This window comes from Halomonas sp. AOP13-D3-9 (assembly GCF_052379125.1).
Lineage (GTDB): Bacteria > Pseudomonadota > Gammaproteobacteria > Pseudomonadales > Halomonadaceae > Vreelandella.
This window is the reverse complement of the sequence record NZ_JBQSYH010000017.1, coordinates 68,737-92,455: the sequence shown is the minus strand read 5'-3', so window position 1 is coordinate 92,455 and position 23,719 is coordinate 68,737. Positions and strand designations below refer to the sequence as shown.

The 23,719-nt window shown below is 57.0% G+C and carries 22 protein-coding genes; 12 read left to right on the top strand and 10 right to left on the bottom strand.

The window, feature by feature from the left end; all coding sequences use genetic code 11:
- The first annotated feature begins 87 nt into the window (after positions 1–87).
- Together accA and tilS are read left to right on the top strand one after the other, a co-directional pair.
- Positions 88–1,044 (top strand): acetyl-CoA carboxylase carboxyl transferase subunit alpha, encoded by a 957-nt coding sequence (gene accA / locus ACT3UM_RS18390; RefSeq protein WP_498901214.1) that lies wholly within the window; start codon positions 88–90, stop codon positions 1,042–1,044.
- Positions 1,025–2,323 carry a tRNA lysidine(34) synthetase TilS gene (gene tilS, locus ACT3UM_RS18385; RefSeq protein WP_498901212.1) on the top strand — a complete coding sequence of 433 codons (1,299 nt, stop codon included), beginning with the start codon at positions 1,025–1,027 and terminating at the stop codon, positions 2,321–2,323. Before accA ends, tilS begins: the two co-directional genes overlap by 20 nt.
- Here tilS and ppx read toward each other — a convergent pair.
- A complete protein-coding gene (gene ppx / locus ACT3UM_RS18380) occupies positions 2,298–3,851 on the bottom strand; it encodes an exopolyphosphatase (RefSeq protein WP_498901210.1) in 1,554 nt (517 codons plus the stop codon). The genes tilS and ppx overlap by 26 nt on opposite strands.
- Positions 3,852–4,396: 545 nt before the next feature.
- On the opposite strand from ppx, the gene rho reads away from it, so the two are divergent.
- The 7 genes from rho to ACT3UM_RS18345 all read left to right on the top strand — a co-directional run bounded on the left by rho (position 4,397) and on the right by ACT3UM_RS18345 (position 11,210).
- Positions 4,397–5,656 carry a transcription termination factor Rho gene (rho, locus tag ACT3UM_RS18375; protein WP_008959860.1) on the top strand — a complete coding sequence of 420 codons (1,260 nt, stop codon included), beginning with the start codon at positions 4,397–4,399 and terminating at the stop codon, positions 5,654–5,656.
- 31 nt (positions 5,657–5,687) lie between these two features.
- Positions 5,688–7,178, top strand: a complete 1,491-nt coding sequence (gene ubiD, locus ACT3UM_RS18370; protein ID WP_498901208.1) for a 4-hydroxy-3-polyprenylbenzoate decarboxylase — start codon at positions 5,688–5,690, stop codon at positions 7,176–7,178.
- 64 nt (positions 7,179–7,242) lie between these two features.
- Positions 7,243–7,983 carry an NAD(P)H-flavin reductase gene (locus ACT3UM_RS18365; RefSeq protein ID WP_498901206.1) on the top strand — a complete coding sequence of 247 codons (741 nt, stop codon included), beginning with the start codon at positions 7,243–7,245 and terminating at the stop codon, positions 7,981–7,983.
- Between the two features lie 60 nt (positions 7,984–8,043).
- Positions 8,044–8,172 (top strand): hypothetical protein, encoded by a 129-nt coding sequence (locus ACT3UM_RS18360; RefSeq protein ID WP_386082077.1) that lies wholly within the window; start codon positions 8,044–8,046, stop codon positions 8,170–8,172.
- 556 nt (positions 8,173–8,728) lie between these two features.
- A complete protein-coding gene (locus tag ACT3UM_RS18355) occupies positions 8,729–9,823 on the top strand; it encodes a 3-deoxy-7-phosphoheptulonate synthase (protein WP_498901203.1) in 1,095 nt (364 codons plus the stop codon).
- A 79-nt stretch (positions 9,824–9,902) separates the two neighbouring features.
- On the top strand, positions 9,903–10,415 hold the full coding sequence (locus ACT3UM_RS18350; protein ID WP_498901201.1) for a DUF3087 family protein: 513 nt from the start codon (positions 9,903–9,905) through the stop codon (positions 10,413–10,415).
- 45 nt (positions 10,416–10,460) lie between these two features.
- On the top strand, positions 10,461–11,210 hold the full coding sequence (locus ACT3UM_RS18345) for an MliC family protein (protein ID WP_498901199.1): 750 nt from the start codon (positions 10,461–10,463) through the stop codon (positions 11,208–11,210).
- 22 nt (positions 11,211–11,232) lie between these two features.
- Here ACT3UM_RS18345 and ACT3UM_RS18340 read toward each other — a convergent pair whose 3' ends face one another.
- A complete protein-coding gene (locus tag ACT3UM_RS18340) occupies positions 11,233–12,303 on the bottom strand; it encodes a metal-dependent hydrolase (RefSeq protein ID WP_498901197.1) in 1,071 nt (356 codons plus the stop codon).
- A 129-nt stretch (positions 12,304–12,432) separates the two neighbouring features.
- On the opposite strand from ACT3UM_RS18340, the gene gloA reads away from it, so the two are divergent.
- Together gloA and ACT3UM_RS18330 are read left to right on the top strand one after the other, a co-directional pair.
- The gene (gene gloA, locus ACT3UM_RS18335; protein ID WP_498901195.1) at positions 12,433–12,873 is read left to right on the top strand and encodes a lactoylglutathione lyase; all 441 of its coding nucleotides are present in this window, start codon (positions 12,433–12,435) and stop codon (positions 12,871–12,873) included.
- A gap of 117 nt (positions 12,874–12,990) precedes the next feature.
- Positions 12,991–13,452 (top strand): META domain-containing protein, encoded by a 462-nt coding sequence (locus ACT3UM_RS18330; protein ID WP_498901193.1) that lies wholly within the window; start codon positions 12,991–12,993, stop codon positions 13,450–13,452.
- A 7-nt stretch (positions 13,453–13,459) separates the two neighbouring features.
- On the opposite strand, the gene ACT3UM_RS18325 is transcribed toward ACT3UM_RS18330, so the two are convergent.
- Together ACT3UM_RS18325 and ACT3UM_RS18320 are read right to left on the bottom strand one after the other, a co-directional pair.
- Positions 13,460–14,599 (bottom strand): FAD-dependent oxidoreductase, encoded by a 1,140-nt coding sequence (locus tag ACT3UM_RS18325; protein ID WP_498901191.1) that lies wholly within the window; start codon positions 14,597–14,599, stop codon positions 13,460–13,462.
- 32 nt (positions 14,600–14,631) lie between these two features.
- Positions 14,632–16,026: a GGDEF domain-containing protein gene (locus tag ACT3UM_RS18320; RefSeq protein ID WP_498901189.1), complete on the bottom strand. Its 1,395-nt coding sequence runs from the start codon at positions 16,024–16,026 to the stop codon at positions 14,632–14,634.
- A gap of 165 nt (positions 16,027–16,191) precedes the next feature.
- On the opposite strand from ACT3UM_RS18320, the gene ACT3UM_RS18315 reads away from it, so the two are divergent.
- Positions 16,192–16,587, top strand: coding sequence for a transcriptional regulator (locus ACT3UM_RS18315; protein ID WP_498901187.1), 396 nt, complete (start codon positions 16,192–16,194; stop codon positions 16,585–16,587).
- Positions 16,588–16,633: 46 nt separating this feature from the next.
- On the opposite strand, the gene ACT3UM_RS18310 is transcribed toward ACT3UM_RS18315, so the two are convergent.
- The 6 genes from ACT3UM_RS18310 to ACT3UM_RS18285 form a co-directional block, all read right to left on the bottom strand.
- The gene (locus tag ACT3UM_RS18310) at positions 16,634–18,787 is read right to left on the bottom strand and encodes a dihydrolipoyl dehydrogenase family protein (protein ID WP_498901185.1); all 2,154 of its coding nucleotides are present in this window, start codon (positions 18,785–18,787) and stop codon (positions 16,634–16,636) included.
- Between the two features lie 85 nt (positions 18,788–18,872).
- Positions 18,873–19,484 (bottom strand): TIGR04282 family arsenosugar biosynthesis glycosyltransferase, encoded by a 612-nt coding sequence (locus ACT3UM_RS18305; protein WP_498901183.1) that lies wholly within the window; start codon positions 19,482–19,484, stop codon positions 18,873–18,875.
- A complete protein-coding gene (locus ACT3UM_RS18300; protein ID WP_498901181.1) occupies positions 19,474–20,184 on the bottom strand; it encodes a TIGR04283 family arsenosugar biosynthesis glycosyltransferase in 711 nt (236 codons plus the stop codon). Before ACT3UM_RS18300 ends, ACT3UM_RS18305 begins: the two co-directional genes overlap by 11 nt.
- Positions 20,171–20,809 carry an ATP-binding cassette domain-containing protein gene (locus tag ACT3UM_RS18295; protein WP_498901179.1) on the bottom strand — a complete coding sequence of 213 codons (639 nt, stop codon included), beginning with the start codon at positions 20,807–20,809 and terminating at the stop codon, positions 20,171–20,173. The genes ACT3UM_RS18300 and ACT3UM_RS18295 overlap by 14 nt, the downstream gene beginning before the upstream one ends.
- 10 nt (positions 20,810–20,819) lie before the next feature.
- Positions 20,820–22,493: an ABC transporter permease gene (locus ACT3UM_RS18290; RefSeq protein WP_498901177.1), complete on the bottom strand. Its 1,674-nt coding sequence runs from the start codon at positions 22,491–22,493 to the stop codon at positions 20,820–20,822.
- Positions 22,494–22,496: 3 nt separating this feature from the next.
- Positions 22,497–23,717, bottom strand: coding sequence for an ABC transporter substrate-binding protein (locus ACT3UM_RS18285; protein ID WP_498901175.1), 1,221 nt, complete (start codon positions 23,715–23,717; stop codon positions 22,497–22,499).
- Positions 23,718–23,719: the final 2 nt, after the last annotated feature.

The following is a 23,719-nucleotide window of genomic DNA, read 5'->3' as shown; positions in this document are numbered from 1 at the left end:
GGCTGGGTCAGGGTGCGATAATGCGCTTATTCTTTTATTACTTATCAATGCTTACTTTGATCAGGCTACTTTTTATAGGCAGCGCCGATGAATCCTAATTATCTCGATTTTGAACAGCCGATTGCCGAACTTCAGGCAAAAATTGAGGAGCTACGCTTAGTCAGCTCCGATAGCCAAGTTAACCTGTCCGACGAGATTGCTCGGCTGGAAGAGAAAAGTCGCAAGCTGACGGCATCGATCTTCAAAGATTTGACTCCTTGGCAGGTTTCGCAGATTTCACGGCATCCCCAGCGCCCCTACACGCTGGACTATCTCGAACACATCTTTACCGACTTTGACGAGCTGCACGGTGATCGCAACTTTGCCGATGATGCAGCGCTGGTAGGCGGAATCGCGCGGTTGAATGATGCCCCTGTGATGGTCATCGGCCATCAAAAAGGCCGCGATGTAAAAGAGAAAGTACGCCGCAACTTCGGCATGCCACGCCCAGAGGGCTACCGCAAAGCTTGCCGTCTGATGGAAATGGCCGAGCGCTTTAAAATGCCGGTGCTGACCTTTATCGATACCCCAGGCGCCTACCCTGGCATCGACGCCGAAGAGCGCGGCCAGTCAGAGGCCATCGCCTACAACCTGGCCGTTATGTCGCGACTGAAAACGCCGATTATCTCCACTGTGGTCGGTGAAGGTGGCTCCGGCGGCGCGCTGGCCATTGGCGTCTGCGACGAGCTGCAAATGCTGCAGTACTCCACCTACTCGGTTATTTCGCCGGAAGGCTGCGCCTCAATTTTGTGGAAGAGTGCCGATAAGGCTTCTGACGCCGCCCAAGCCATGGGCATTACTGCCGAGCGTCTGAAAGAGCTGGGCTTTGTCGACTCGCTCATTCAAGAGCCGCTCGGTGGATCCCACCGCCACCCGCTGACCACCGCTGAACGGGTCAAGGAGGCGCTAACCGCCAGTCTGGAACGTCTGCAGGCGATGGACACCGACGCGCTGCTAGAGCGTCGCTACAAGCGTTTAATGAGCTATGGCGCCCCAGCCGCGTAATTTACTGCAAAGCGTGCTTGAAAACGCCCTGGCGGAAACCCCGCCGGGGCGCTCTATTTGGGTGGCTCTCTCCGGTGGGCTCGATTCTAGCCTGTTGCTTACGTTAGCCGCGACGGTTTGCCAACAAGCAGACCGCCCCCTGCGCGCCATTCATATTAACCACGGCCTGCAGGCGGCGGCAGGGGCATTCGAAGAGCAGTGTAAAACCCTCTGCGCGCGATTGAACGTGCCGCTCACGGTGGTTAATGTGGCGGTGGATGCCCAAGGCGAAGGCGTTGAAGGCGCGGCCCGCAACGCCCGCTATGGCGCATTTCAGGCAACGCTTCCCGCTGGTGACACGCTGTGGCTGGCCCAGCACCAGGACGATCAAGCAGAAACCTTTCTGCTTGCTGCCCTGCGCGGCAGCGGACTGCGTGGCCTGGCGGGCATGCCATTTCTGCGCGAGACCCAAGGCATTACCGTGGTGCGCCCATGGCTCTCCGTGCGTCGAGCGGAACTTGAAGCTGCGGCGGGTCTGCTTGAGTTAAATTGGTGCGAAGATCCCACCAATCAGGATATTCGCTTTGATCGTAATCGCCTGCGTCACCGGATATTACCTGCACTGCGCGAGCGCTGGCCCGCCGCCGACGTTGCTTTAGCGAATAGCGCAGCCCACGCCAGTGAAGCAGATGCTGTGCTTAGCGAATATTTAGCAGCCGAGTTAGTAGCGCTTACCACCGGTGAAGGGCAGGTAGATGCGAGCGCGCTTAGGCAGCGCTCCCGTGCGCGCCAGCGGCTGCTGGTGCGCACTCTCTGTCAGCAGCAGGGCTTACCTACGCCGCCGCAGAAGCGCTTAGAGAGCCTGTTGGATCAACTGACGGCGAAGGCCGATGCTGAAGTATGCGTTGAGTGGCCGGGCGCCCAGGCGCGCCTGTGGCGCCAGCGGCTCTATCTGATCGCACCGCTTGAACCGCTGCCACCTTGGGAGGCTAGCTGGGATGGTCAAACGCCGCTGGAGACGCCCGCTGGGCCGTTAGGCTGGCTGCTGGCGTCGTCTCAACCGCACTCTCACGTGCTGAGGGTAACCTGGCGCCAGGGAGGCGAGGTTATTCAACTGCCTAAACGAGGGCGGCGTGATCTTAAGCGGCTGTTGCAAGAGGCTGATATGCCGCCCTGGGAACGCGAGCGGCTGGTGGTGGTTATGCAGGCAGATACATGTATTGGCGTCATTTGCCCCCCCGCCAAGCTGCTTTGGCAGGCCGAGGGGGCCACCTTTACCCGCCTGACTTCGCTTGTTTAATCACCAGCTTAAACCCTGCCGCTTCCATAAACGCTTGCTCCTGCTCCAAGTCGGTGCTTAGCAGAGTGGGTTCATCGCTGGCAGGCAGGGTAATTGTCAGGCTATTGCTGTCAGCGCTGATCTCGGGTAACAGCGGGGCGGTTTCTGGGCGCGAATGGTTGAGCAGTACGGCTAAACGCAGCAGCCGGGCGAGCTTCTGGGTAGACGCTTGCTGCGCCTCGGGCAGGGCCTGCCACTCCTTGAGCGGAAATTTGCGCCGGTGGGCACGCACTAAAAACGCCAGCTGGCGCTGTTCAGGGCGTGAAAAACCGGCCAGGTCAGAGTGCTCCAGCAGGTAGGCGCCGTGGCGATGGAACTGGCTGTGGGAGATCGCCAGGCCGATTTCATGCACCAGGCATGCCCACTGCAAGTAGCGGCCTTGCTCAGGGCTTAGCGACCACGCCTGGTGCACCTGGTCAAACAGGCGCTCGGCGGTGTCGGCAACGTTGAGCCCTTGGCGAGTATCCACATCGTAGGTGCGTTTGAGCGACTCCAGGCTCTTGGAGCGAGAATCTTCTGCTGTGTTACGCCCGGCCATGTCGTAGAGCACGCCTTCACGCAGGGCGCCATCCGCATAGCGCATTTGAGTCAAATCGAAGGCTTCAAAAATCGCCCCAAGGATGGCAATACCCGCTGGGAAAACTTTGGCCCGGTCGGCTTTGAGGCCATCCAGCGCGACTTTATCCAACTGTTTGCACTTCAGCAGCCGCTCGCGCAGCTTATTCAAGCCGCTACGGGTGATAACTCCTTCGTTAGGCGTATCGCCGTAAGCATTTAGCACGCTGGCAGCCGCTTTAATCGTACCGCTTGAACCCACCGGGTCATCCCAACCCAAGCGTTGATACGGGCGCTGAATATTGGCCAACTCCGAAAGGGCGGCTAATTCAGCGCGGCGCATACGTTTTTCGTTTAGTTCACCGTCGGGGAAGAAGCGTCGGGAAAAGGTCACGCAGCCCATGCGCAGGCTTTCCAGCGCTTTGGGCTCGAAGGCTTCGCCAATAATAAATTCGGTCGAACCGCCGCCAATATCGACGATTAAGCGACGGCCATTTTCGGCCAGGGCGTGGGCAGCACCTAAATAAATCAGCCGGGCTTCTTCGCGGCCGGCAATAATTTCGATGGCGTGACCTAGCTGCGCCTCGGCGCGCTCGATAAATGCCTGGCTATTATCGGCATCGCGCAGGGCGTTAGTGCCGACAATACGCAAATTGGCGTTGGTAATATCGCTTAAAAACGGCGCAAAGCGGCCCAGGCAGTCCAGCGCGCGCTGTATTGCCTCTTCGCTGAGCAGGCCGTCATCGTCTAAACCCGCGGCGAGCTGCACCTTTTCACCCAAGCGGGCCACCACCTGAAGACGTTCATGCTGGTAGTTGGCCACCAGTAGGTGAAAGCTGTTGGAGCCCAGGTCTATAGCGGCGAAGCGCTGCGGTGCACCGCTGTCTGCCTTAGTGGCAGAGGTGGCAATGGGGGGCGAAATATCCGTGGGCATGAGCATTCCTTGGTGTTGGCTGTGCCAAGGTTGCGGTGACCTTTATCTATTGTCAATTGCCAAAGGCTTGCGTTTATCGCGGCGCTTGACTACCATCGAGCTACTGGCCTGATCTGACCTGGTTAGTTAGTGTGTCCATAAGCGCTTCGCTGTTGAGATGACTGCCGTTTAGATAACTGCCGTTCAGATAAAAAATCTTGCATGCGTTGCTCAAGTACGGCACCTTGGTCGCCCCAGACGTTACTTATTTTTGTCCCGTTAGCGTCAGCCAGAATTCCAAGTCGTCAGATAGCCCACTGGTTCACCCACTCTCCTGTGGGAACCAGATTAAACAACTGTTAGCACCCTCGAGTTGAGTCTTAATGATGACAAGTACTCATGTTGTAAGTACTAAGGTTGTTAGTTAAGTCCAACACCGTTCCTTTCACCTTCGAGCGCGTGTCTTTACCGGGGTCTGAACGCATCACACGGCGTCACTTTCACGCCTCCTGTCTTACTCCCGGCGCCTGGCGCCCAGCTTCCATGAGCAACTTTCTAACACACCGATGAATCTCACTGAACTCAAGCAAAAAACCGTTCCCGAGCTCCTCGATATCGCCCGTGAAATGGGTATTGATAACTTGGCCCGTTCGCGCAAGCAGGACATCATTTTCGCCATCCTCAAGAAACACGCCAAAAGTGGCGAGGATATCTATGGCGACGGTGTGCTGGAAATTCTTCAGGATGGCTTCGGCTTCCTGCGCAGCGCTGACAGCTCGTATCTCGCCGGTCCCGACGATATCTATATATCGCCTTCGCAGATCCGTCGTTTCAATCTGCGCAAGGGTGACTCCATTTCCGGCAAAATCCGTCCGCCGAAGGAGGGTGAGCGCTACTTCGCCCTGCTGAAGGTCAGTCAAATCAACTTTGACCGCCCGGAAAATGCCAAGCACAAGATCCTGTTTGAGAACTTAACGCCGCTGTTCCCAGACGATCGTATGCGTATGGAGATCGGTAACGGCTCCACGGAAGACCTGACCGCCCGGATCATCGATCTGACCGCGCCGATTGGTAAAGGCCAACGTGGTCTGCTGGTATCGCCGCCCAAAGCGGGTAAAACGCTGATGTTGCAAAACATCGCGACTTCCATCACGCGTAACAACCCAGAGTGCCACCTGATCGTACTGCTGATCGATGAGCGCCCTGAGGAAGTGACGGAAATGTCGCGCACCGTGCGTGGCGAAGTCGTAGCGTCAACCTTCGATGAGCCGCCTGCGCGTCACGTGCAAGTGGCCGAAATGGTGATCGAGAAAGCCAAGCGTTTGGTTGAGCACAAGAAAGACGTGGTCATCCTACTCGACTCGATTACCCGCCTGGCGCGTGCCTACAACACCGTGGTACCTAGCTCCGGCAAAGTACTCACCGGTGGTGTCGATGCCCACGCTCTTGAGAAGCCGAAACGCTTCTTTGGTGCGGCGCGTAACATCGAAGAGGGGGGCAGCCTGACGATTATCGCCACGGCGCTGGTCGACACCGGTTCCAAGATGGACGAAGTGATCTTCGAAGAGTTCAAGGGTACCGGCAACATGGAAGCCCATCTGGACCGCAAGCTGGCTGAGCGGCGCGTGTTCCCGGCGATTAACATTCGCCGCAGTGGTACCCGGCGTGAAGACCTGCTGGCCTCCGAGGAGGAAATGCAGCGCATGTGGATTCTGCGTAAGCTGCTCAATCCGATGGAAGACACCGCTGCCACTGAATTCCTGATCGATCGCCTGAAAGATACCAAGACCAATCTTGAGTTCTTTGAAGCGATGAAGCGCCGCTAACGCGGCGCATTCGCCAGCCAGGGAGCGTGCCTTGAAGTATAAAGACTTGCGCGAGTTCATCGCAGCGCTTGAAGCGCAGGGTGAACTCAAGCGTATCCACGTCGAAGTCGATCCTTACCTGGAAATCACCGAGATTTGCGATCGCACTCTGCGTGCCGGTGGCCCGGCGTTGCTGTTTGAAAACGTCAAAGGCCACTCCATGCCGCTATTGGGCAATCTGTTTGGCACCCCCAAACGGGTGGCGCTCGGCATGGGTCAAGACTCGGTGGAAGCGCTACGAGAAGTGGGTAAGCTGTTGGCGTTTCTCAAAGAGCCTGACCCGCCCAAAGGCTTGAAAGACGCCTGGGACAAGCTACCGATCTTCAAGCAAGTGCTCAGCATGGGGCCGAAAAACGTCAAACATGCGCCTGTGCAAGAGGTGGTGTATGAGGACGATGAGGTCGACCTTGGCCTGCTGCCGATTCAGCACTGCTGGCCGGGCGATGCGGGGCCTCTGGTGACCTGGCCACTAGTGATTACCAAAGGGCCGAACAAGAAGCGCCAAAACTTGGGTATCTATCGCCAGCAGAAAATCGGCAAAAATCGCCTGATTATGCGCTGGCTCTCCCATCGTGGCGGAGCATTGGATTTTCTGGAGTTTCAAAAAGCCCACCCTGGCGAGCCTTTTCCCGTTGCGGTAGCGCTCGGCGCCGACCCGGCGACGATCTTAGGTGCCGTGACGCCCGTACCAGATTCGCTCTCCGAGTACGCCTTTGCAGGCTTGCTACGCGGCTCACGTACCGAGTTGGTCAAGTGCGGTCATGCGGATCTGGATGTACCCGCGTCCAGCGAGATTATCCTCGAAGGCTTTATCTACCCGGATGATATGGCGGCGGAAGGCCCCTTTGGCGATCACACCGGTTACTACAACGAGGTCGACCACTTTCCGGTATTTACCATCACGCGGATGACCATGCGCCGTGATGCGATTTATCACTCGACCTATACCGGGCGTCCGCCGGATGAACCGGCGATTTTGGGCGTGGCGCTCAACGAAGTATTTGTGCCTATTCTGTGCAAGCAGTTCCCCGAAATTGTCGACTTCTACCTGCCGCCGGAAGGCTGTTCTTACCGCATGGCGGTGGTCACCATGAAGAAGCAATACCCCGGACACGCCAAGCGCGTGATGATGGGGGTGTGGAGCTTCCTGCGCCAGTTTATGTACACCAAGTTTGTGATTGTGCTGGATGACGACGTGGACGCGCGCAATTGGGAAGACGTGATCTGGGCGATTACCACCCGGATGGATCCCGCGCGGGATACCGTGATGGTCGAAAATACCCCGATTGATTATCTCGATTTCGCTTCGCCGGTCTCAGGGCTAGGCTCGAAAATGGGCCTAGATGCCACCAATAAGTGGCCAGGCGAAACCGACCGCGAATGGGGCACCCCAATTGTGATGGACGATGCCGTTAAAGCGCGGGTGGATGAGCGTTGGGAAGCGCTGGGAATTGGCCTTGAGCTACCGCCTTCTCGCCTTTGATCCGGTTAATTCAGTAGTGGATCATGCAGCGTATCGCTGACCAAATTTGTTAAAAGAGGCTTTCATGAGTGCAAGGACGTTGACGTGCCAAGTCACCGAGGTTGAGAACTTAAACCCCGACGTGTTTGGTGTGACGCTAGCCGGGCGCCCCGAAGCCATGCAGCATGCGCCGGGGCAATATTTAGAGCTTAAGCTGGACGATACAACCTGGGTGCCGTTTTCGATCGCCAGTGTAGATCGCAGCAATGGCGTTATCGAGCTGCATATTCAGCACTGGCCGGAGCGTGATAACTCAGCGCGGCTGCGTGAACTGTTACAGGTCGCCAACCAGCTTACACTGCGTCTGCCCGGCGGTGAGTGTGTGCTTGATAGCGAGAGTGAAAGGCCGCTACTGCTGATTGCTGCAGGTACGGGGTTTTCGCAGATGAAAGCCATCATTGAAGCGGTGCTGCACGAACAGCCAGAGCGAGAGATTTCGCTCTGGTGGGCGGCCCGTGAGCACCGCGATCTCTATTTAGAGCAACTGGCCAGCCACTGGGCGCAAACCCATGCTAACGTCTGCTTTCATGCGGTGACCGAATCACCTTTAGAAGAGCCGTTGGCGGCCGGAGAGCGGATCACCCATCACCTGGGGCGTGTTGACCAAGTATTAAAAAGCGCCGATATCACGCCAGACACCCACGATGTGTATATCTCGGGGTCGCCCAACATGGTCTATGCCTGCCTGGATGCGCTGGATGCAAAAGGCACTAAACTAGAGCGAGTGTTTTCGGATGTGTTTGCCTACGCACCGCGATCTACTTAATATGGCCTCAGAGTTTGGCTACTTCCCCCTGATATAGTGTTGATAAAAAAGGAGGCTAACATGGCCCATCACGACGAAAACTTTAAAGACGATTCTGGTTTCCTGGCCATCTTTCTAGGCGTGGTTGTATTGGTTAGCATGAGTGCGCTGCCCGCGACCATTGGTTGGGTACAAGCTTTTAGTGGTTGAGTGTTGCCATTTGCAGCACTTGCAGGCAGGATAAAACACAACGCCATGGCGGCTGCCGTATCAGACGATTTACTTGGGCTAGCGATTGCCAGCGAAACTAACAGAATCTAACGGAATATGGGCATGCATCGACTAACCAACCTACATAAAGTGATCCCGCAGCCAGAATTGGCTGGCGGCTTTGCGTTTTATGGGTATTGGTTTAGCCACGGTGTGCCCCTGGCCGACGCCTAACGTCGCGCCAACAGGCACACCATCCGGTTGCCTGCCGTAAGCACAGAAGCCCCGGTCGGTAACCCCGCCGGGGCTTTTGGCGTTTTTGGGCCCCCGCGATTTATAGACTGAGTGATTTTCGACCGTTATTCATTATTATTTCATCAAGGAGCAGCATCATGATTTATCGCGCACTGACTAACGTTTTCGCTACCTATTTTGTGGGTTATGGCTATAGCTGGCGATTTAGCGACGCGCGGTCGGTGCTAGCTGCCACCTCCGACCGTGTGCAATTGGGTGGTCACCTAATTAAACGATGTCATACGCTTACGGAGAGTTAATCATGAATGCGCCTATCAGCCCTGTTGCAAGTAGCCCTGCTGTCAACACTGCCCACGTCAACTTGCCGCATACCACGGCAGCCGTCTCTACCTCACAGAAACTGCCTACGCCCGCTGAACTTCGTCAGCGTGTGTCGCTTAGCGACTCACTGAGCGCGCAAATTGCCCGCCAGCGCCACGCCGTACAGCAAATTTTGAGTGGTCAGGATGACCGTCTCCTTGTGGTGGTCGGCCCCTGTTCCGTGCATGACCCCGATGCAGCGCTGGAGTACGCCGACCGCCTGGCTGCGCTAAGTGAAGAGGTCAGTGAACGTATTTTACCGGTCATGCGCGTCTACGTTGAAAAGCCGCGCACCACAGTGGGCTGGAAAGGGCTGGCCTATGACCCAGGCTTGGATGGCAGTGGTGATATGCCCCGCGGTTTGGCGCTCTCTCGTGAACTCATGCATGCGGTAGCCGCCCGCGGCCTGCCGGTGGCCACCGAGCTTTTACAACCAATGTTAGCGTCCTATGTAGACGACTTACTAAGCTGGGTGGCGATTGGCGCACGTACCACCGAGTCGCAGTTGCACCGTGAGCTGGCCAGTGATTTGTCGGCGGCAGTAGGCTTCAAGAATGCCACCAGCGGCGATGTACAAGTGGCTATCGATGCCATGAGTGCGGCGGCCCATCCGCACCAGCGTTTTGCAGTGGATGCTCACGGTCATCCGGTCGTTCAGCAAACCGCGGGTAATCCGCACACCCACGTGGTGCTACGCGGTGGTCACGGCGAGCCTAACTATCAGGCCCAACACGTACGCGCGGCAACCACTGCGCTGCGTAATGCCGGGCAAAACCCACGGCTAATGGTGGATTGCAGCCATGCCAATGCGCGCAAAGATCACCGCCGCCAGAGTGAAGTGATGCTAGATGTGTTGGCGCAGCGTCAGGCGGGCGAAGCCAATCTGGTCGCGCTGATGCTGGAAAGCCATCTGTTTGAAGGCAAGCAGCCGCTCAAACCGAATGCCCTGCGCTATGGCGTATCGGTTACCGATGCCTGCGTCGGCTGGGAAACCACCGAACATCTGCTCAAAACAGCGGCAGAGCGCTTGGCTTAAGTGACTTACTAACGCTATTACTTGTTTGCTATGGACAGCCCCGTATCATAGGGCGTTTGCAGCGATAATGAGGCTGGCCATGGTATTTACCCTAGAACATCACGATCCCGAGACCTACCGCCGCAAAGCCCGAATGATCAGCTTTGCCATGGCGGGGCAACTGATTATTTTTGGCCTCCTCTTCTCAATGCTCCTTACCTCCACCTTTGGCAGTAGCCTATGGCTCAACGCCCTCGGCGTGCTGCTTGGGTTATTGGCCACCAGTGCGTTATTTGCCGTGCTGCGCGAGCGCCCATGGATGACGGAGGTTCGCTATGTCTGGCAGCTCAAACATCACCTGTCGCAGGTCAGCGGCTACCTTTCGCAACTGCGTAAAGCGGTGGAAGAGAACAACCGCACGGCGCTCGATCTACTCACTTTTTATCACCAGGGCATGGCACAGTTGGCGGAGCTTAACGGGCGCACCACCGACGACGACGCCGAACGGCTAGCGGAAAAAATGCAGGTTAAAATCAAACGCGAAGAGCTGGCGTTACCCCCGCAGGTCGAGAGTATTGATACGCATGACCTGCAGGCGTTCAAACGTGGGTAAGTTGCTCAGTAGGCAATAGCAGCATTTTTACAGGGAGCACGATGTATGAATACGTTAAAAATATGGGGTGGTGCCATCGCCGCTGCCGGTGTGATGGTGGTGCTCGGGGGCTGTGCCGCAACCCCCTCTGCAGAAACGATAGCCTCTAAAGAAACTGACGCCGCTAACCAAGCAGCGCTGGATAACCGGGCGCCTTTTCTGCCCTCAGCGCTATTTCCCGGCTCAGCCTCACAATTTACCGCTTGGCAATGTGAGCCTGCACAACAGAACTTAGTGACCGCGACCAATGCCAACGACCTACGCCTATGGTCGCTGCACGGCGCATGGCGGCTCCCTCAGGCGATCGTGGCCAGCGGCGCGCGCTATCAAGACGGTGAGATTAGCTTCTGGAACCGGGGTGACAAGGCGCTAGTGGAAACGCCGCGGGGGCAGCTGAAGTGTTTGCAGGCTGAGCAGCGTGATGCCTTAACTCGAACCGAGAAGCCCGGTGTGATGTTTTTTGGCCAGGGTAATGAGCCTGGCTGGACGGTTGCGTTAGCGAATGATACGCCCACGCTGACGATGGAGACGAACTATGGGGAAGAGCGTCTACAACTGCCCTATATGGTTAGCGTGATGGACAATGAGGCAGGTCGGGTTGTGATTGAAAACGCTGACGTGGAGCCTTTTTTCCGCGTGCGCATTGAAGCCGGTGCCTGCTTTGACAACATGAGCGGCAAGCCTTTCCCCGCCCGCGTTACGCTAACCTATGGCGGCGAGCAATATAGTGGCTGCGGCCAGGGTATTGCCCCCTAGCCGAATCTCATAAAGCGCTAGCTCAGCAACGATAGACAATACGCTCGGCCCGCCACTCTGGCGGCACAAAGTCGCTGGCGCAAAGGGCTGAGGTGTTGCCAGTGGCGCGAGCGGCAAGTCGTGATAGTGTTTCCAACTGAATACCGCGGGTACTCTCCACTTGTTCGCTCACCGCCAGCGGGTGCCAGCGATCACTTTCAAGCGTTGCCAGGGTAAAGCTAAACGGATGGAAACCAGGGAAGCCGAGCCGAATATCGGTGGCGATCAGCGTCTCTTTTCCGTCCAGAAGCCGTGTCTCATAGCGCAGGAAAGGCCCTGTGAACCACGCTAAACGCTGCCCTTGCTGGCTGGCCAGGGCATACTCCGCTAGTTCAGGGTTACTCACCAGCGGCTCAAGACGCGGTTGCTGGTCGCTGTCAAACACACTCACCAGACTTTCATAATAACGATCCTCACCCATGACCGTGGCACGCCATAGCACAATGTTAAACGGCGTTGGCTGTAGCAGCAGAGGAGCTTCCTCCAGCCCCTGCTCCGCCAGAGCCGGGACAAGACGCTGTTCCACCGTTAACTTAGCCCCAGCGGCCATCACGAGGTAAACACAAGTAACCGCTAATCCCCAAGCGCACGCCTTCATTACTCGCTGTGATACCAGTGCAACCCCAATCGCAATCAGTAACGGAAGGGTGTAGAGCGGGTCGATTATAAAAATAATCGGCCATGCCGCTGGGGACAGATCAAGCGGCCAAAGCAGTTGAGTGCCGTACGTGGTGAGCGCGTCGAGCAGTGGATGGGTGATCAGTATTAGCGTAAAGAAGCTCCACCAGCGGGGCAGGCTGATATCTTTTGCGGGAGCAAATCGCGTGCACAGCAGCGCCAATAGGGTAGCTAACCCGGTGAGTACAAAAAGCGAATGGCTAAAGCCGCGATGCTCGGTGACATTGGCTACAGCATCGCCATAGTCCAACGCTACATCAAGATCGGGCAGGGTGCCCAGTACGGCGCCGATTAGGATGGCCTTGCGCCCTAAGCGCTTGCCCAATACGGCACCGCCAATGGCTGCGCCAAGCGCGGCTTGAGTGACTGAATCCACAGGTTTCTCCGACGGGTAAACCCAGCTAAGATAAAGGGTATGATTTAATTATACAGCGTTGCAGCGATTTATTTCCGCTGTCACGTTTTTGTAAAGTATGACTAGGGTGTTTTTTTCTCAGGAGTCGATATGCAATATCTACATACCATGGTGCGTGTCAGTGACCTAGATGCTTCGCTGCGTTTTTACTGCGATTTGCTGGGGCTTAAAGAAGTGCGCCGTAAAGAGAATGAGAAAGGGCGCTTTACGCTGGTATTCCTGGCCGCGCCAGCAGATGAGCCGCGCTCGGAGCGGCTGACCGCACCAGAATTAGAACTGACCTATAACTGGGATCCTGAAGAGTACACTGGCGGGCGTAATTTTGGCCACCTAGCTTACCGGGTGGACGACATTTATGCGCTTTGCCAGCATCTTCAAGACAACGGCGTAACAATTAATCGCCCGCCCCGTGATGGCCATATGGCGTTTGTGAAATCGCCGGATGGCATCTCTGTTGAACTGCTGCAGAAGGGCGACGCCCTGGCATCGCAAGAGCCCTGGGCCTCAATGGAAAACAGCGGTAGCTGGTAAGCGCTTGTTGTTAAAACTTTTTTTAAAAACTATTGTTAAGAACCGTTGTTAAGAACTGTTGTGAAGAACTTTTTGCTAAGAACTAGCCGGTAATCGTTAAACAAGGGAAAGATCACCATGACCATGAAAGGTTGGCGTTTACTGCCACTGCTAGCCTCGGCTGCACTGCTGTTAAGTGCGTGTAGCAGTGCGCCTGGACCAAGTTCGGTACCGCAAGACGGCTCAAGTGGCTCCTCGCTTTCTGGGGCTATCGTCGATCAGCGTTGGAACCTGCTGTTGATGGGTACCGATGAGCGGCTCTCCATGCCGGAAACACCTTTTTTCCAGATTTCCAAGGACGGCAAGGTTAGCGGTCATGACGGCTGTAACCGCTTTACCGGGCAAGTCACTCTGGGCGAGAACCAGCGTATTGAGTTTGGCGAGCTGGCGACCACGCGGATGGCGTGCCCGCAATTGGCTGATGCCCAACGGGTTACGGATATGCTGGAGAGCGCCTATCGTTACTTGATTGACCATGACCGGTTGGTCTTTTTTGGCCCAGACAGTCGGGTATTAGGCGGTTGGCGCGAAGGAAACTAACGGTCAGTCAGTCCTCAAAAGGCGGATTGAAGCGGGCAATAAAGCGCGCATCAATGCGCTTTTTCCATTCCCATACCCACTTGCCTGAAAGGCCAAGGGCGCCGCGGCTGGCAATGGCGCGGCCGTCGCCGGTGCCAATCAGTGCCAATACGCGCTTGGGTGGCTGCCAGGGGGCTAGTGGCTCACCTAGGCAGGCGCGGCGTAGGTTGTTTGCCAAGTGTGGCCCCATACGGACCGCGTAAACCCCCGCGTTGGGCAGCGCAGGGGTAAACCCTGCACAGTCGCCAACGGCAAAAACACTCGGCTGGCCCGTGACTTCCAGCGTGTTTTCTACGCGGATAAAACCATGTTTATCCAACGGCAGCGCGGTGTCCTCAAGCCAAGAATGGCCAACCGCGCCGGTGGCCCACAGCACGATATCCGCATCAAGGCGTTTATCATCCTGGGTTGCGACGCCGCCTTCAATCAGTGTGTCTCCGCGTTGCTCAAAGTGAACAGAAATACCTGCTTTGGAAAGCGCACGCTTTATTAGCCAGCGGGGTAAGCGCCCGGCATCCGGCAGCAGTTCGTTAGCAGCGCTGAGCAAATGCCCCTGCCACTCAATATCCGGGCGCTGTTGGCGCAACTGGGCCAGTACGCTCATTAGCGTTTCACAGCCTGCGGCGCCTCCGCCAACGCCCATCACCCGTTGGGTGCCGCCGTCAGGTAAATGGCTAATCTCGTTTTGCAGTGCCTGCCAGCGCTGGTGCAAGCTGCTTAATGGGCGCATGGCGAGTAGCTTGGGGAGTTGTTCTCCGTGCTGCTGGGGGAGCGTCAGGGTCGAGCCGATATTGAAGGAGACCACATCAAAATCAACCTGCTCGCCATTCTCCAGCGCCACATGACGTAGTAGCGTGTTAATAGTTTTAGCTGGGGAAAGAATCAATCGAGCGTTGGCCCGTTGGCATAACGCAGCCACGTCGATTTGCGTCTCGCGCAGCGTGCACTCTCCCGCCAGCCATGCGGGCACGCTGCCTGAGTAAGCCGCTAACGGACTATCGCTCACCACGGTAATCGCGATGTTGGGTTCCGGCTGGAGGGCAAAGGCTTCGAGTACAAAGGCGTGGGCATGGCCCGCACCAATCAGTAATAATTGCTGCATGGGCATCGCCTCTAAAGAACTAAGGTGTTACTGGATTTTTAGCAGACAAAGACTTGGTTTTTACCCGCCATTTTGGCCAGATACATGCCTTGATCTGCCCGCTCAAATAGCTGACGAGGCTGGTCGCCGGGCTGTAAAAGGGTTAGACCGATACTCACCGTTAGCTGGTCGGCGATGGGGAAGGTGTGTTGCTCCACGCTGCGGCAGAGCCGGTTAGCCAGCTTCAAGCTGGCGTCTTGGTCCTGCTCCTTGGATATGATGACGAACTCTTCGCCTCCCCAGCGGCCAAGGAGGTCATCAGCTCTCAGCGTCTCCTGCACTAACTGCGCGATATCACACAAGATATCATCACCGATTGCATGGCCATAGGTATCGTTAATTTTTTTAAAATCATCGATATCAAACATCAACATGGCGAAACTGACAGACGAATGGATCAAATCCTCAATCACCAGCTCGGTGTAGTAGCGGTTCCAGCATTTTGTTAAGGGATCGGTGTGTGCCAGACCCTCAAGGCGTTGATTTGTCTTGGTTAACTGACGGTTGAGGTGAACGACCTCCTGGGCCGTTATAGCCACTGCTATATCGTCAGCCAGCTCGATGATCATGGAGGCTTCAAGAGGCATCCAATAGCTTAAGGCGTCTTGGAACGTTGTATCGGCCTCTAGCGCAGGGAGGGGCGGCTGCTGGCGAAACAGCAGCAACCAGCCAAGGGAAGCCTTCGCGACACTAAGAGGGGCAGCCAGGCCGCCTTGGCAACTGCCATTCAGCTCACGGATGTCGTCATGGGGGTTCTGCTGATTCAACTGCTGTAGCTGATGAAAGAGCTGGTGCTTGGAGGGGCATTCGCCAAAACAATGGAGATCACCCTGGTAAGCCAGTGCTATGCCTTCGGCCTGGAAAATATCGCACCAGCTGGCGCCATGATGCTGCAAAATATCATCAATCGATGCGATTCGTTTAATATCCCTGGAAAGCAGTCTGCGGCGAGACTTTAAACCTGATTGGCGAGCGGCCATACGCTCTGCTTTTAACAGGCGTAAGCGTTGGGATGCAATGTCGACGAGTAGCTGGATCCACTTGCCAGGTCCAGCGTGAACCGCAGGTGGGTGCCCAATATATCCCCACACCTCATGCTCGCCCTTTAGCTCATAAAGTTGCAGGTCTGAGGTCACCAGGTCGTCGTAACAACGAATAGCGAGCAGCGCGTGATGAGAGGCCAGAGTACTTTCCAACGGGTAGCAGTAGGCCAAACGAAGGTTGCCTTTGTTTAAGCGATGATACAGTGCCACTGGTTGACCCTGGGTAAGCGCGTTGAGCGTTTTAGTCAGCAGTTCAAAAAGCTCAAGGGGCGTTGCCGAGCTGCAGAGTAGCGTCAGCTTATGACACAGGTGATCAATATTTTGCACCGATGGAGATAGTGTGCCACTCATCCTGAATGACTCCTCAAGCGCCGCGCTTCAGCGTTTAGCATAGCCACTCACCCGCAACGGCTAAGCGAAAGCTCGAAATTGAATTAATGATTCAATCAAAAGGTGAACCGTTATTCAACTGTTATTGAACAATCGCTTCACATTGGCGGCATGAATGAAAAAATCATGTTCGCCGAGCGTCTGAAAGCGGCGCTAGAAGCAGCCGGTTACGAACCGCGACCGTCAGTGCTTGAGCGGGAATTTAACCTGCGTTACTGGGGAAAGCCAATCACGTTCCAGGCCGTTAGGCGCTGGCTGCGCGGTGACTCAATCCCCAATCAGGATAAGCTCCAGGTGTTGGCCCGCTGGCTGTTAGTCGATCCGCACCACTTGCGCTACGGCGACAGCAGTGCCTATACCGTCAGCGAGCCTCCCGCAAGCTGGGACATTTCTTCGACCAATGAAGAGCGCCAGCTGTTGTCACTCTATCGGGGGCTCCCTGCTGCCCAGCGTAAGGTGGTGCGCGACATCCTTGAAACGTTCGCCAAAGCACACCCGTCGGCGAATAACCGCAACGATTAGCCGCGCTCGCTGTTCCTAATAATAATTCAATATAGTTTGCTAAGTGTCAATTTTTAGCCGAGGTGTCCCCGCGCCGCCAATTGAAGTAGCGCTTCAATAGCTTGAGAACCCGTTCGGGTTTATGGGCGTTTTTCCATACGCCTGCAGTGGCTTTGGCGGCCTCACCCAGCGTGGGGTAGGGGTGAATGGTGCCGAGTAGCTTATTGAGCCCCAGGCCGTGTTTCATGGCGAGGGTAAACTCACCCAGCCACTCGCCCGCGTTTTCTGCCACGATCGTTGCGCCAAGGATTTTGTCTTTGCCCGGCACCGTGAGCACCTTGATAAACCCCTCAGTGGCGCCTTCGGCAATGGCGCGGTCGCTTTCTGCCATGGCGTAGCGGGTAACTTCATACTCAATGCCTTTTGCCTTGGCCTCCTTTTCATTCAGCCCGACTCTGGCGACTTCCGGTTGTACATAGGTGACTGCGGGCATATAGCGATAGTCCACCGCAAAGCTTTTCAGTTCACCAAACAGCGCATTGACCGCTGCGTGCCACGCTTGATGAGCCGCCGCGTGGGTAAGTTGGTACGGCCCGGCCAAATCGCCGCAGGCCCAGATGTTGGGTAGGCGGGTTTGCAGCCGCTCGTTCAGTTCTAAAGTGCCCGCTTGGGTGGTTGTAATACCCAGCACATCAAGCCCTAGGCCTTCCACATTGGCTTGGCGACCGGCGCTAACCAGCAGGTAGTCAAAGGGCAGTAGCTTGCGCTCACCGTGATGTTCCACGACCAGTTGGTAGCCTGCTTCGTCGTTGAGTACTTCCAGCGCCTTGGCGTCGGTCATCACCGTTACACCCTCGCTCGCCAGAGTGTTTTCGACGGCTTCGCCGACTTCTGGGTCTTCGCGGCCCAGCAACTGGGGCATGCCTTCCACCAGCGTGGCCTGACTACCCAGACGGGCAAAGCTCTGGCTTAGCTCGCAGCCAATCGCACCGCCGCCGAGCACTACCAGGCGTTTGGGCAGTTCTATCAGTGACCATAGGTTTTCAGAGGTGAGCACGGGAGCATGCTCAATACCCGGTAGCGACGGCACCTTGGGGCGGGCTCCGGTGGCCAGCACGATATGGCGGGCGGTGAGGGTTTTTTCGCCCACCTGGACGTGCCAAGGCGAGGTTAGCTTGGCGTGATCTTGGTACACCTCAACGCCTAAGCCGTTATAGCGTTCTATGCTGTCGTGGGGTTCGATAGCGCTAATCGCCTGTTTTACATGCGCCATCACCTTGGCAAAATCGACCTGAGGTTCGCTAGATGTCACGCCAAAGCGTGGCGCGGTACGAATCTCGTGGGCAGCGCGGGCGGCGCGTATCAGCGCTTTGGAAGGTACGCAGCCGGTATTCAGGCAGTCTCCGCCCATTTTATGTTTTTCCACCAGCGCGACTTTGGCCTTAACGGCGCTGGCGATATAGCTGGTTACCAGCCCCGCCGAGCCGCCGCCGATCACCACAATGTCGTAATCAAAGCGTTGTGGGCGGGTAAAACCCTGGTAGGCCTTGCGCTTCTGCACCAGCAGCACAATCCGCCGCGCGATCCAGGGGAAGATAGCGAGCAGTAAAAACGACGCGATAAGCGTTGGCGAAAGGATGCCACCCAGGCTCTCCAAATCACCTAGCTGGCCGCCCGCGTTCACATAAATAGCAGTGCCGGGCAGCATAGCGACCTGGCTCACCCAGTAAAACGTGAGGGTTTTGATCCGCGTTAGCCCCATGACCAGATTGATCATAAAGAACGGAAATACCGGCACTAAACGCAGCGTGAATAGGTACAGGGCACCGTCGCGCTCGACACCACGATTCACAGAAGAAAACTGGCGCGGAAAGCGTCTCTCAATCGGCTTTTGAAACAGAAAACGCGAGAGTAAAAACGCCAGTGTGGCGCCCATTGTGCTGGCGAAAGAGATAATCAGCAGCCCCCAACCTAAGCCAAATAGTGCACCGCCCAGTAGGGTTAGCAGCGTGGCACCGGGCAGCGAAAGCGCGGTCATTGAGACATATGCGGCGAAAAACAGGCCCGCCACCTGCCAAGGGTGTTGATTAAACGCCGCTTGAAAGTCGCTTTGGTATGCCTTGAGGGTCTCTAGCGTGAACCATTGATGGGCACCGCTAAGGAAAAACACGCCAATGGCTGTTATCAGTAGCGCGGCAATAATCAGACGTTGTCGGGTCACAATAAAAAACTCCAGCGCTAAGAAGGTAAGTATCTGCTGTTACTGAGTGAGAAGGGCGCCTGATTCCTTACACTGAAACGGCTAATCAGAGGTTGGCTAGCGCTTTCCAGCGCTGCCAGTCTTCGGGGCGGTCCACGTCCCAGATAGTCGCCGGGTAAGCGGCGCGCAGCCCCAGCTCTTTAATGCGCTGCTGAGTGGTGGTCAGCACGCTTTGGGTGCCCCATGGGATATCTGCAAACAACGTAGGGTAGTCTTGCCGGGTGCCTACAAAGCCATAGCCGCCATCTTCGGCGGGTAGAATCACCACATCGTAGCTGGCCAGCTGCTGCGCGCAGGTAGTCATCAGCGTGCTGGTGATGCTCGGGCAGTCGCTGCCCATCAGCATGGCAGGGCCAGACGTGCTGTTCAGGGCGTGGCGAACCCGTGTGCCTAAATCGCCGTCTGGTTGGGGGGTTAACGTTAAACCAAACTGCTCACGAAGCTCTATAAACAGCGGATGTGCGTGATCCAGCGCTGTCCATAGCGTGACTTTTTCTGCCGTCAATGCTTTGCAAGCATTGGCGACGCAGTGGCGTACCAGCTCCGCGTGGGCGTTGGCGGCGCCCTCTGCTCCCAGTAAAGGCGACAGGCGCGTTTTGGCTTGCCCCGCCAGCGGCGCTTTGGCCAGCAAGTGCAGATGGGGCGTTTCAGCGGGCATCGCGATACTCCTTGGCGAGTTGGGTTGCGCTAACGCCGCGCCAGTAGCGGTAGCGTAGCCGCCACATCAGACGGATCGTTTTCCAAGCGCCGTATTGATCCCAGCGCCTGCCCGAGCTTATCACTTTCGCCGTTAGGCAGGCGGGGCGCGATACCTGTTTAAGCCGTTTAGACAGTTCAATATCTTCCATCAGTGGCTGTTCGGGAAAACCACCGACGGCCCTGAAGGCGCTGGCGCGGACAAAGATTCCCTGGTCGCCGGTGGCCATCCCGGTCAGCCGCGAGCGCTGATTCATCATCCAGCTCACCACGGGCAGCCAGCGGCTGCGGCCTGAAAGCTGAATAGCAAAGCGCCCCCAGACGTGGCGGTTAAGCCCCCGCGTTATCTGTTCAACGGCACCGTCGGGCAGTTGCGTATCGGCATGCAGAAACAGCAGCGCGGGCGCACTGGCGTGCTGTGCACCCAGGTTCATTTGCAGTGCACGCCCCGGTGGGCTGCTGAGCACCCGGTCAGCCAGCGGTGTGGCGATGCGAACGCTGCTGTCGCTACTGCCGCCATCGACCACAATGACTTCGACCAGTATCGAAAGGCGCTGAGCGCGTAGTAACTGTAGCGGCACCAGCGTTGCCTCAATACCGGCAGCCTCGTTAAGTACCGGTATCACAATGCTGAGTTGAGGCGAGTTTTCAACCGAGTTCAAGCACAGGCCCTCCCGCTGCCTTGGCATCCGCGTGGTCGTGGGTGACCAGCAGTGCAGGTAAGCCTGCGTCGCGCAGTTGGTTAAACACGAGCGTGCGCATTTCCTGGCGCAGTGCCGTATCCAGCTTGGAAAACGGCTCGTCCAGTAGCACGGCGCGTGGCTTGGAGAGCAGCAGGCGCATCAATGCCACGCGAGCCTGCTGGCCGCCAGAAAGGGTGGCGGGGTCGCGCGCTTCAAAGCCTGCCAGCCCCACTTGTTTAAGCGCTTGGGTGACCTGTTGGTGTTTATCTTGAATATGGCGAGGTAGCCCAAAACGCAAATTGCCGCCCACGCTTAGGTGCGGAAACAGCAGCGGATCCTGAAACAAAAGCCCGATGCCGCGCTTTTCAGCGGGGAGGTTTAGCAGGTCTTGCTCGCCCAGCCATACGCCGCCGCTGGCACTAAAATCTCGAGTAATAAAGCCCGCAATATACGCCAGCAGGGTCGATTTTCCTGAGCCCGATGGACCCATTACGGTGAGCACCTCGCCTGGGGCTATGGTGGCATCCACTGCCAGTAACTCACGGCCCGCAAGGGCGATGCTAATCTGCTCAAGGCGCAGCGACGCGCTGAAATAAACTGTCACAATGTCCCTCTTAGGTAGCCAGTTCACGGCGGTGGGCGCCCAATAAACGGGGCAGCCCCAGAGCAAGCATAAAGCCGATCAGTGGCAGGCCCGCCTGCACTAATGCCCAAACGCCGATTAAGCGTCGGTTACTGCCTGCGGCAAGCGCCACCGCCTCGGTCGTTACCGTAGTGACCCGCCCGGCTCCCAGCAGTTGGGTGGGTAAGTATTGGCCAATACTCACCGCCAGGCCCACCGCAAAGGCTGTTAATAGCGGCGCTAATAGTAGCGGGAGGCGCACTTTCCAAAATGCAGCACTGCGTGACACACCCAAGGAGCGCGCTACCTGTAGCCAGCGTGGATCCAGGCGACGATACGCCTCGGCTAATGATAGATAGACATAAGGCAACACAAACAGCAGGTGACCTGCGATCACCAAGCCTAGTTGGGGGCGAACGCCCAAACTCTCCGCTGCCACAATCAGCCCAAACAGAAAGGCAATTTGCGGCACCAGTAGCGGTAGATAGAGCAGCCATAGTGCGCGCTTCGGTTGAATATGTTGGCGGTGCTCGTTTTCAAGCGTCGTTAATACCAGCGCCGTGGCCAGCGTCGTTGAAATCAGCCCAATCAGCGCAGTGTTGACGAGCGGTGTGACCAACATAGGGCCGCTGCGTAGCCAGTGATCCAGCGTTAGCATCTGCGGTAGCAGCTCAGGAAAGCGCCAAAAACCAGCCAGCGAAAACAGCCCCAACCCGACCAAGGCCGCCAGCGCCGTGATACTTGCAAACAGTAACGCCGAGCGGCCCACTACGCGCAGGGCGATTTCACCTCGCTGGCGGCTGCCATTGGTCAGCCAGTGTCGCGCCAGCAGGCGGGTCAGTTGTTCCAGCAGCCACCAGCAGAGCAGTGCGGCGATGGTGACCCCCAGTTGTAGCACTGCCGCCGCCGAGGCCATAAAGCGGTGGCTAATATCGGGGTCGTTGAACCAACGCAAGATAGACACGCTCAGCGTGGGAGGCAAGGTCGGGCCGAGAATCAGCGCCATATCGACTACCGAGGTGGCGTAGGCGATCACCGCATACGCGGGCAGGCGAATCAGTGGGTAGAGCGAAGGCAGCACGGTTTTTAACCACGCAATGGTAGGTGAATAGCCCAGTGATCGCGCCAGCATTAAGCGCTTTTCAGGCACTAGCTGCGGCAGCGCTGCCAGGCTCATTAGCAGTAGGAACGGCACTTCTTTTAGCACCAGCCCCGCGATCAGGGAAAGCCCCCAAGGATCGTTGATGATCAGCGCATCCGGCGGGCGCTCCCAGCCGGTTAGCGATGGCGATATGAGCCGCGCCAACAAGCCCGAAGGGGCAATCAAAAAGGCAAATCCAAACGCAATAGCGGCATGGGGGATGGCGAGTAGAGGCGAAACCAGCCGCCGAATGCTGCGGTCTAGCCATGTGCCCCGGCTGGCGGCCAAAAACAGCACCACAATAACCAGCGCTATGGCTGCGCTGACTAACCCGCTGGCAAAGCTCACCGCCACCGAACGCCACAGCCCCGGCTGGGCGAACAGCATCTGCCAGGGGGCTAAACTAATGCCATGTCCGCCTAGCGCGGGCAAGTAGCCAAAGGCTGGCAGCAGAACCATCAGTAGCCCTGCGGCTACCGGCAGTACTAGCAGGGCAATGATGAGCGCCGGGGCCAGTCGCAGCATGGTCTAGTTAACGCCGTAACGCTCAAGCCAGGCGTCTTGCAGGGCGGTCATCCAGCTGGGGTGCGGTTCGGGTAGGGTGTTAGACAGCGCGTCAGCCGGTAGCTCAGCAGGGTGGCGTTCTCCTTGCTCAAACAGCGCTTGGGCGTCAGCGTCTAATTGATCGATATCCAGCACGCTGCGGTCGCCCCACATCGCCAACGACTGCTTTTCGGCCTGGGCTTGTGGCGAAAGTAAAAAGTCGGCAAGCACCATGGCCCCGGCTTTATGGGGTGAGTTGTAGGGAATTGCCACAAAATGGACGTTACCCAGGGTGCCGCCCTCTAGCACATAGCTGCGCACGCTATCGGGCAGTTCATACTCCATGACCGCCACGGCAGCATCAGTGGGGTAGAAAGAAAACGCAAGACTTAACTCGCCGTCGCTCATCAAGGTGCGCAGGTTGGGGCCCGAGTCGGGAAAGGCGCGCCCGCTGCGCCACAGGTGCGGGTGCAACGCATCCAAATAGGCCCACAGTGGCTCTGTCACAGCCTCGAAATCGCTCTCTGAAACCGGCTGGTAAAGCGCCTCATCCTGCTCGGTAAGCTCGATCAGCGCCTGTTTCAAAAAGGTGCTGCCGGTGAAGTCGGGAATACGTGGATAACTAAACTGGCCCGGGTTGGCTCGAGCCCAGGCGAGTAGCGACTGCATATCCTTGGGGGGAGTCTCGGTTTGGGCGCTGTCGTAATAGAAGGTGATTTGCGCTTTTCCCCAGGGCGACTCGTAGCCTTCGGTAGGCAGTGTGAAGTCGGTGACAACCTCGGGGTTTTCGTCGGCGTTGGTGAGCGCAAAATGGGGCAGCGCCTCGGCGAAGGGGCCGAACAGCAGGTCGCTTTCGCGCATCGCAGCGAAGTTCTCACCGTTGATCCAAATCAGATCAATACTGCCCTCGTCGTGGTTACCCGCCTGCTTTTCGGCTAGCACCCGTGCCACCGCGCTGCCGGTATCGTCCAGCTTAACGTGCTCCACATCGACGCCGTACTGGGCCTGCATTTGCTCCGCCACCCAGTCAATATAACGGTTGGTGCGCGTATCACCCCCCCAGGCATTCCAGTAAACGGTTTGGCCTTCGGCTTGTGCCACGACGCTTTGCCAGTCGTCCGGATCAGGGGTGGCCATGGCAGGAAGCGCAAGGCCTAACAGCGTGGTGGCGATCGTGAAGCGTATAGGGTGACGGTTAATCGGCATCG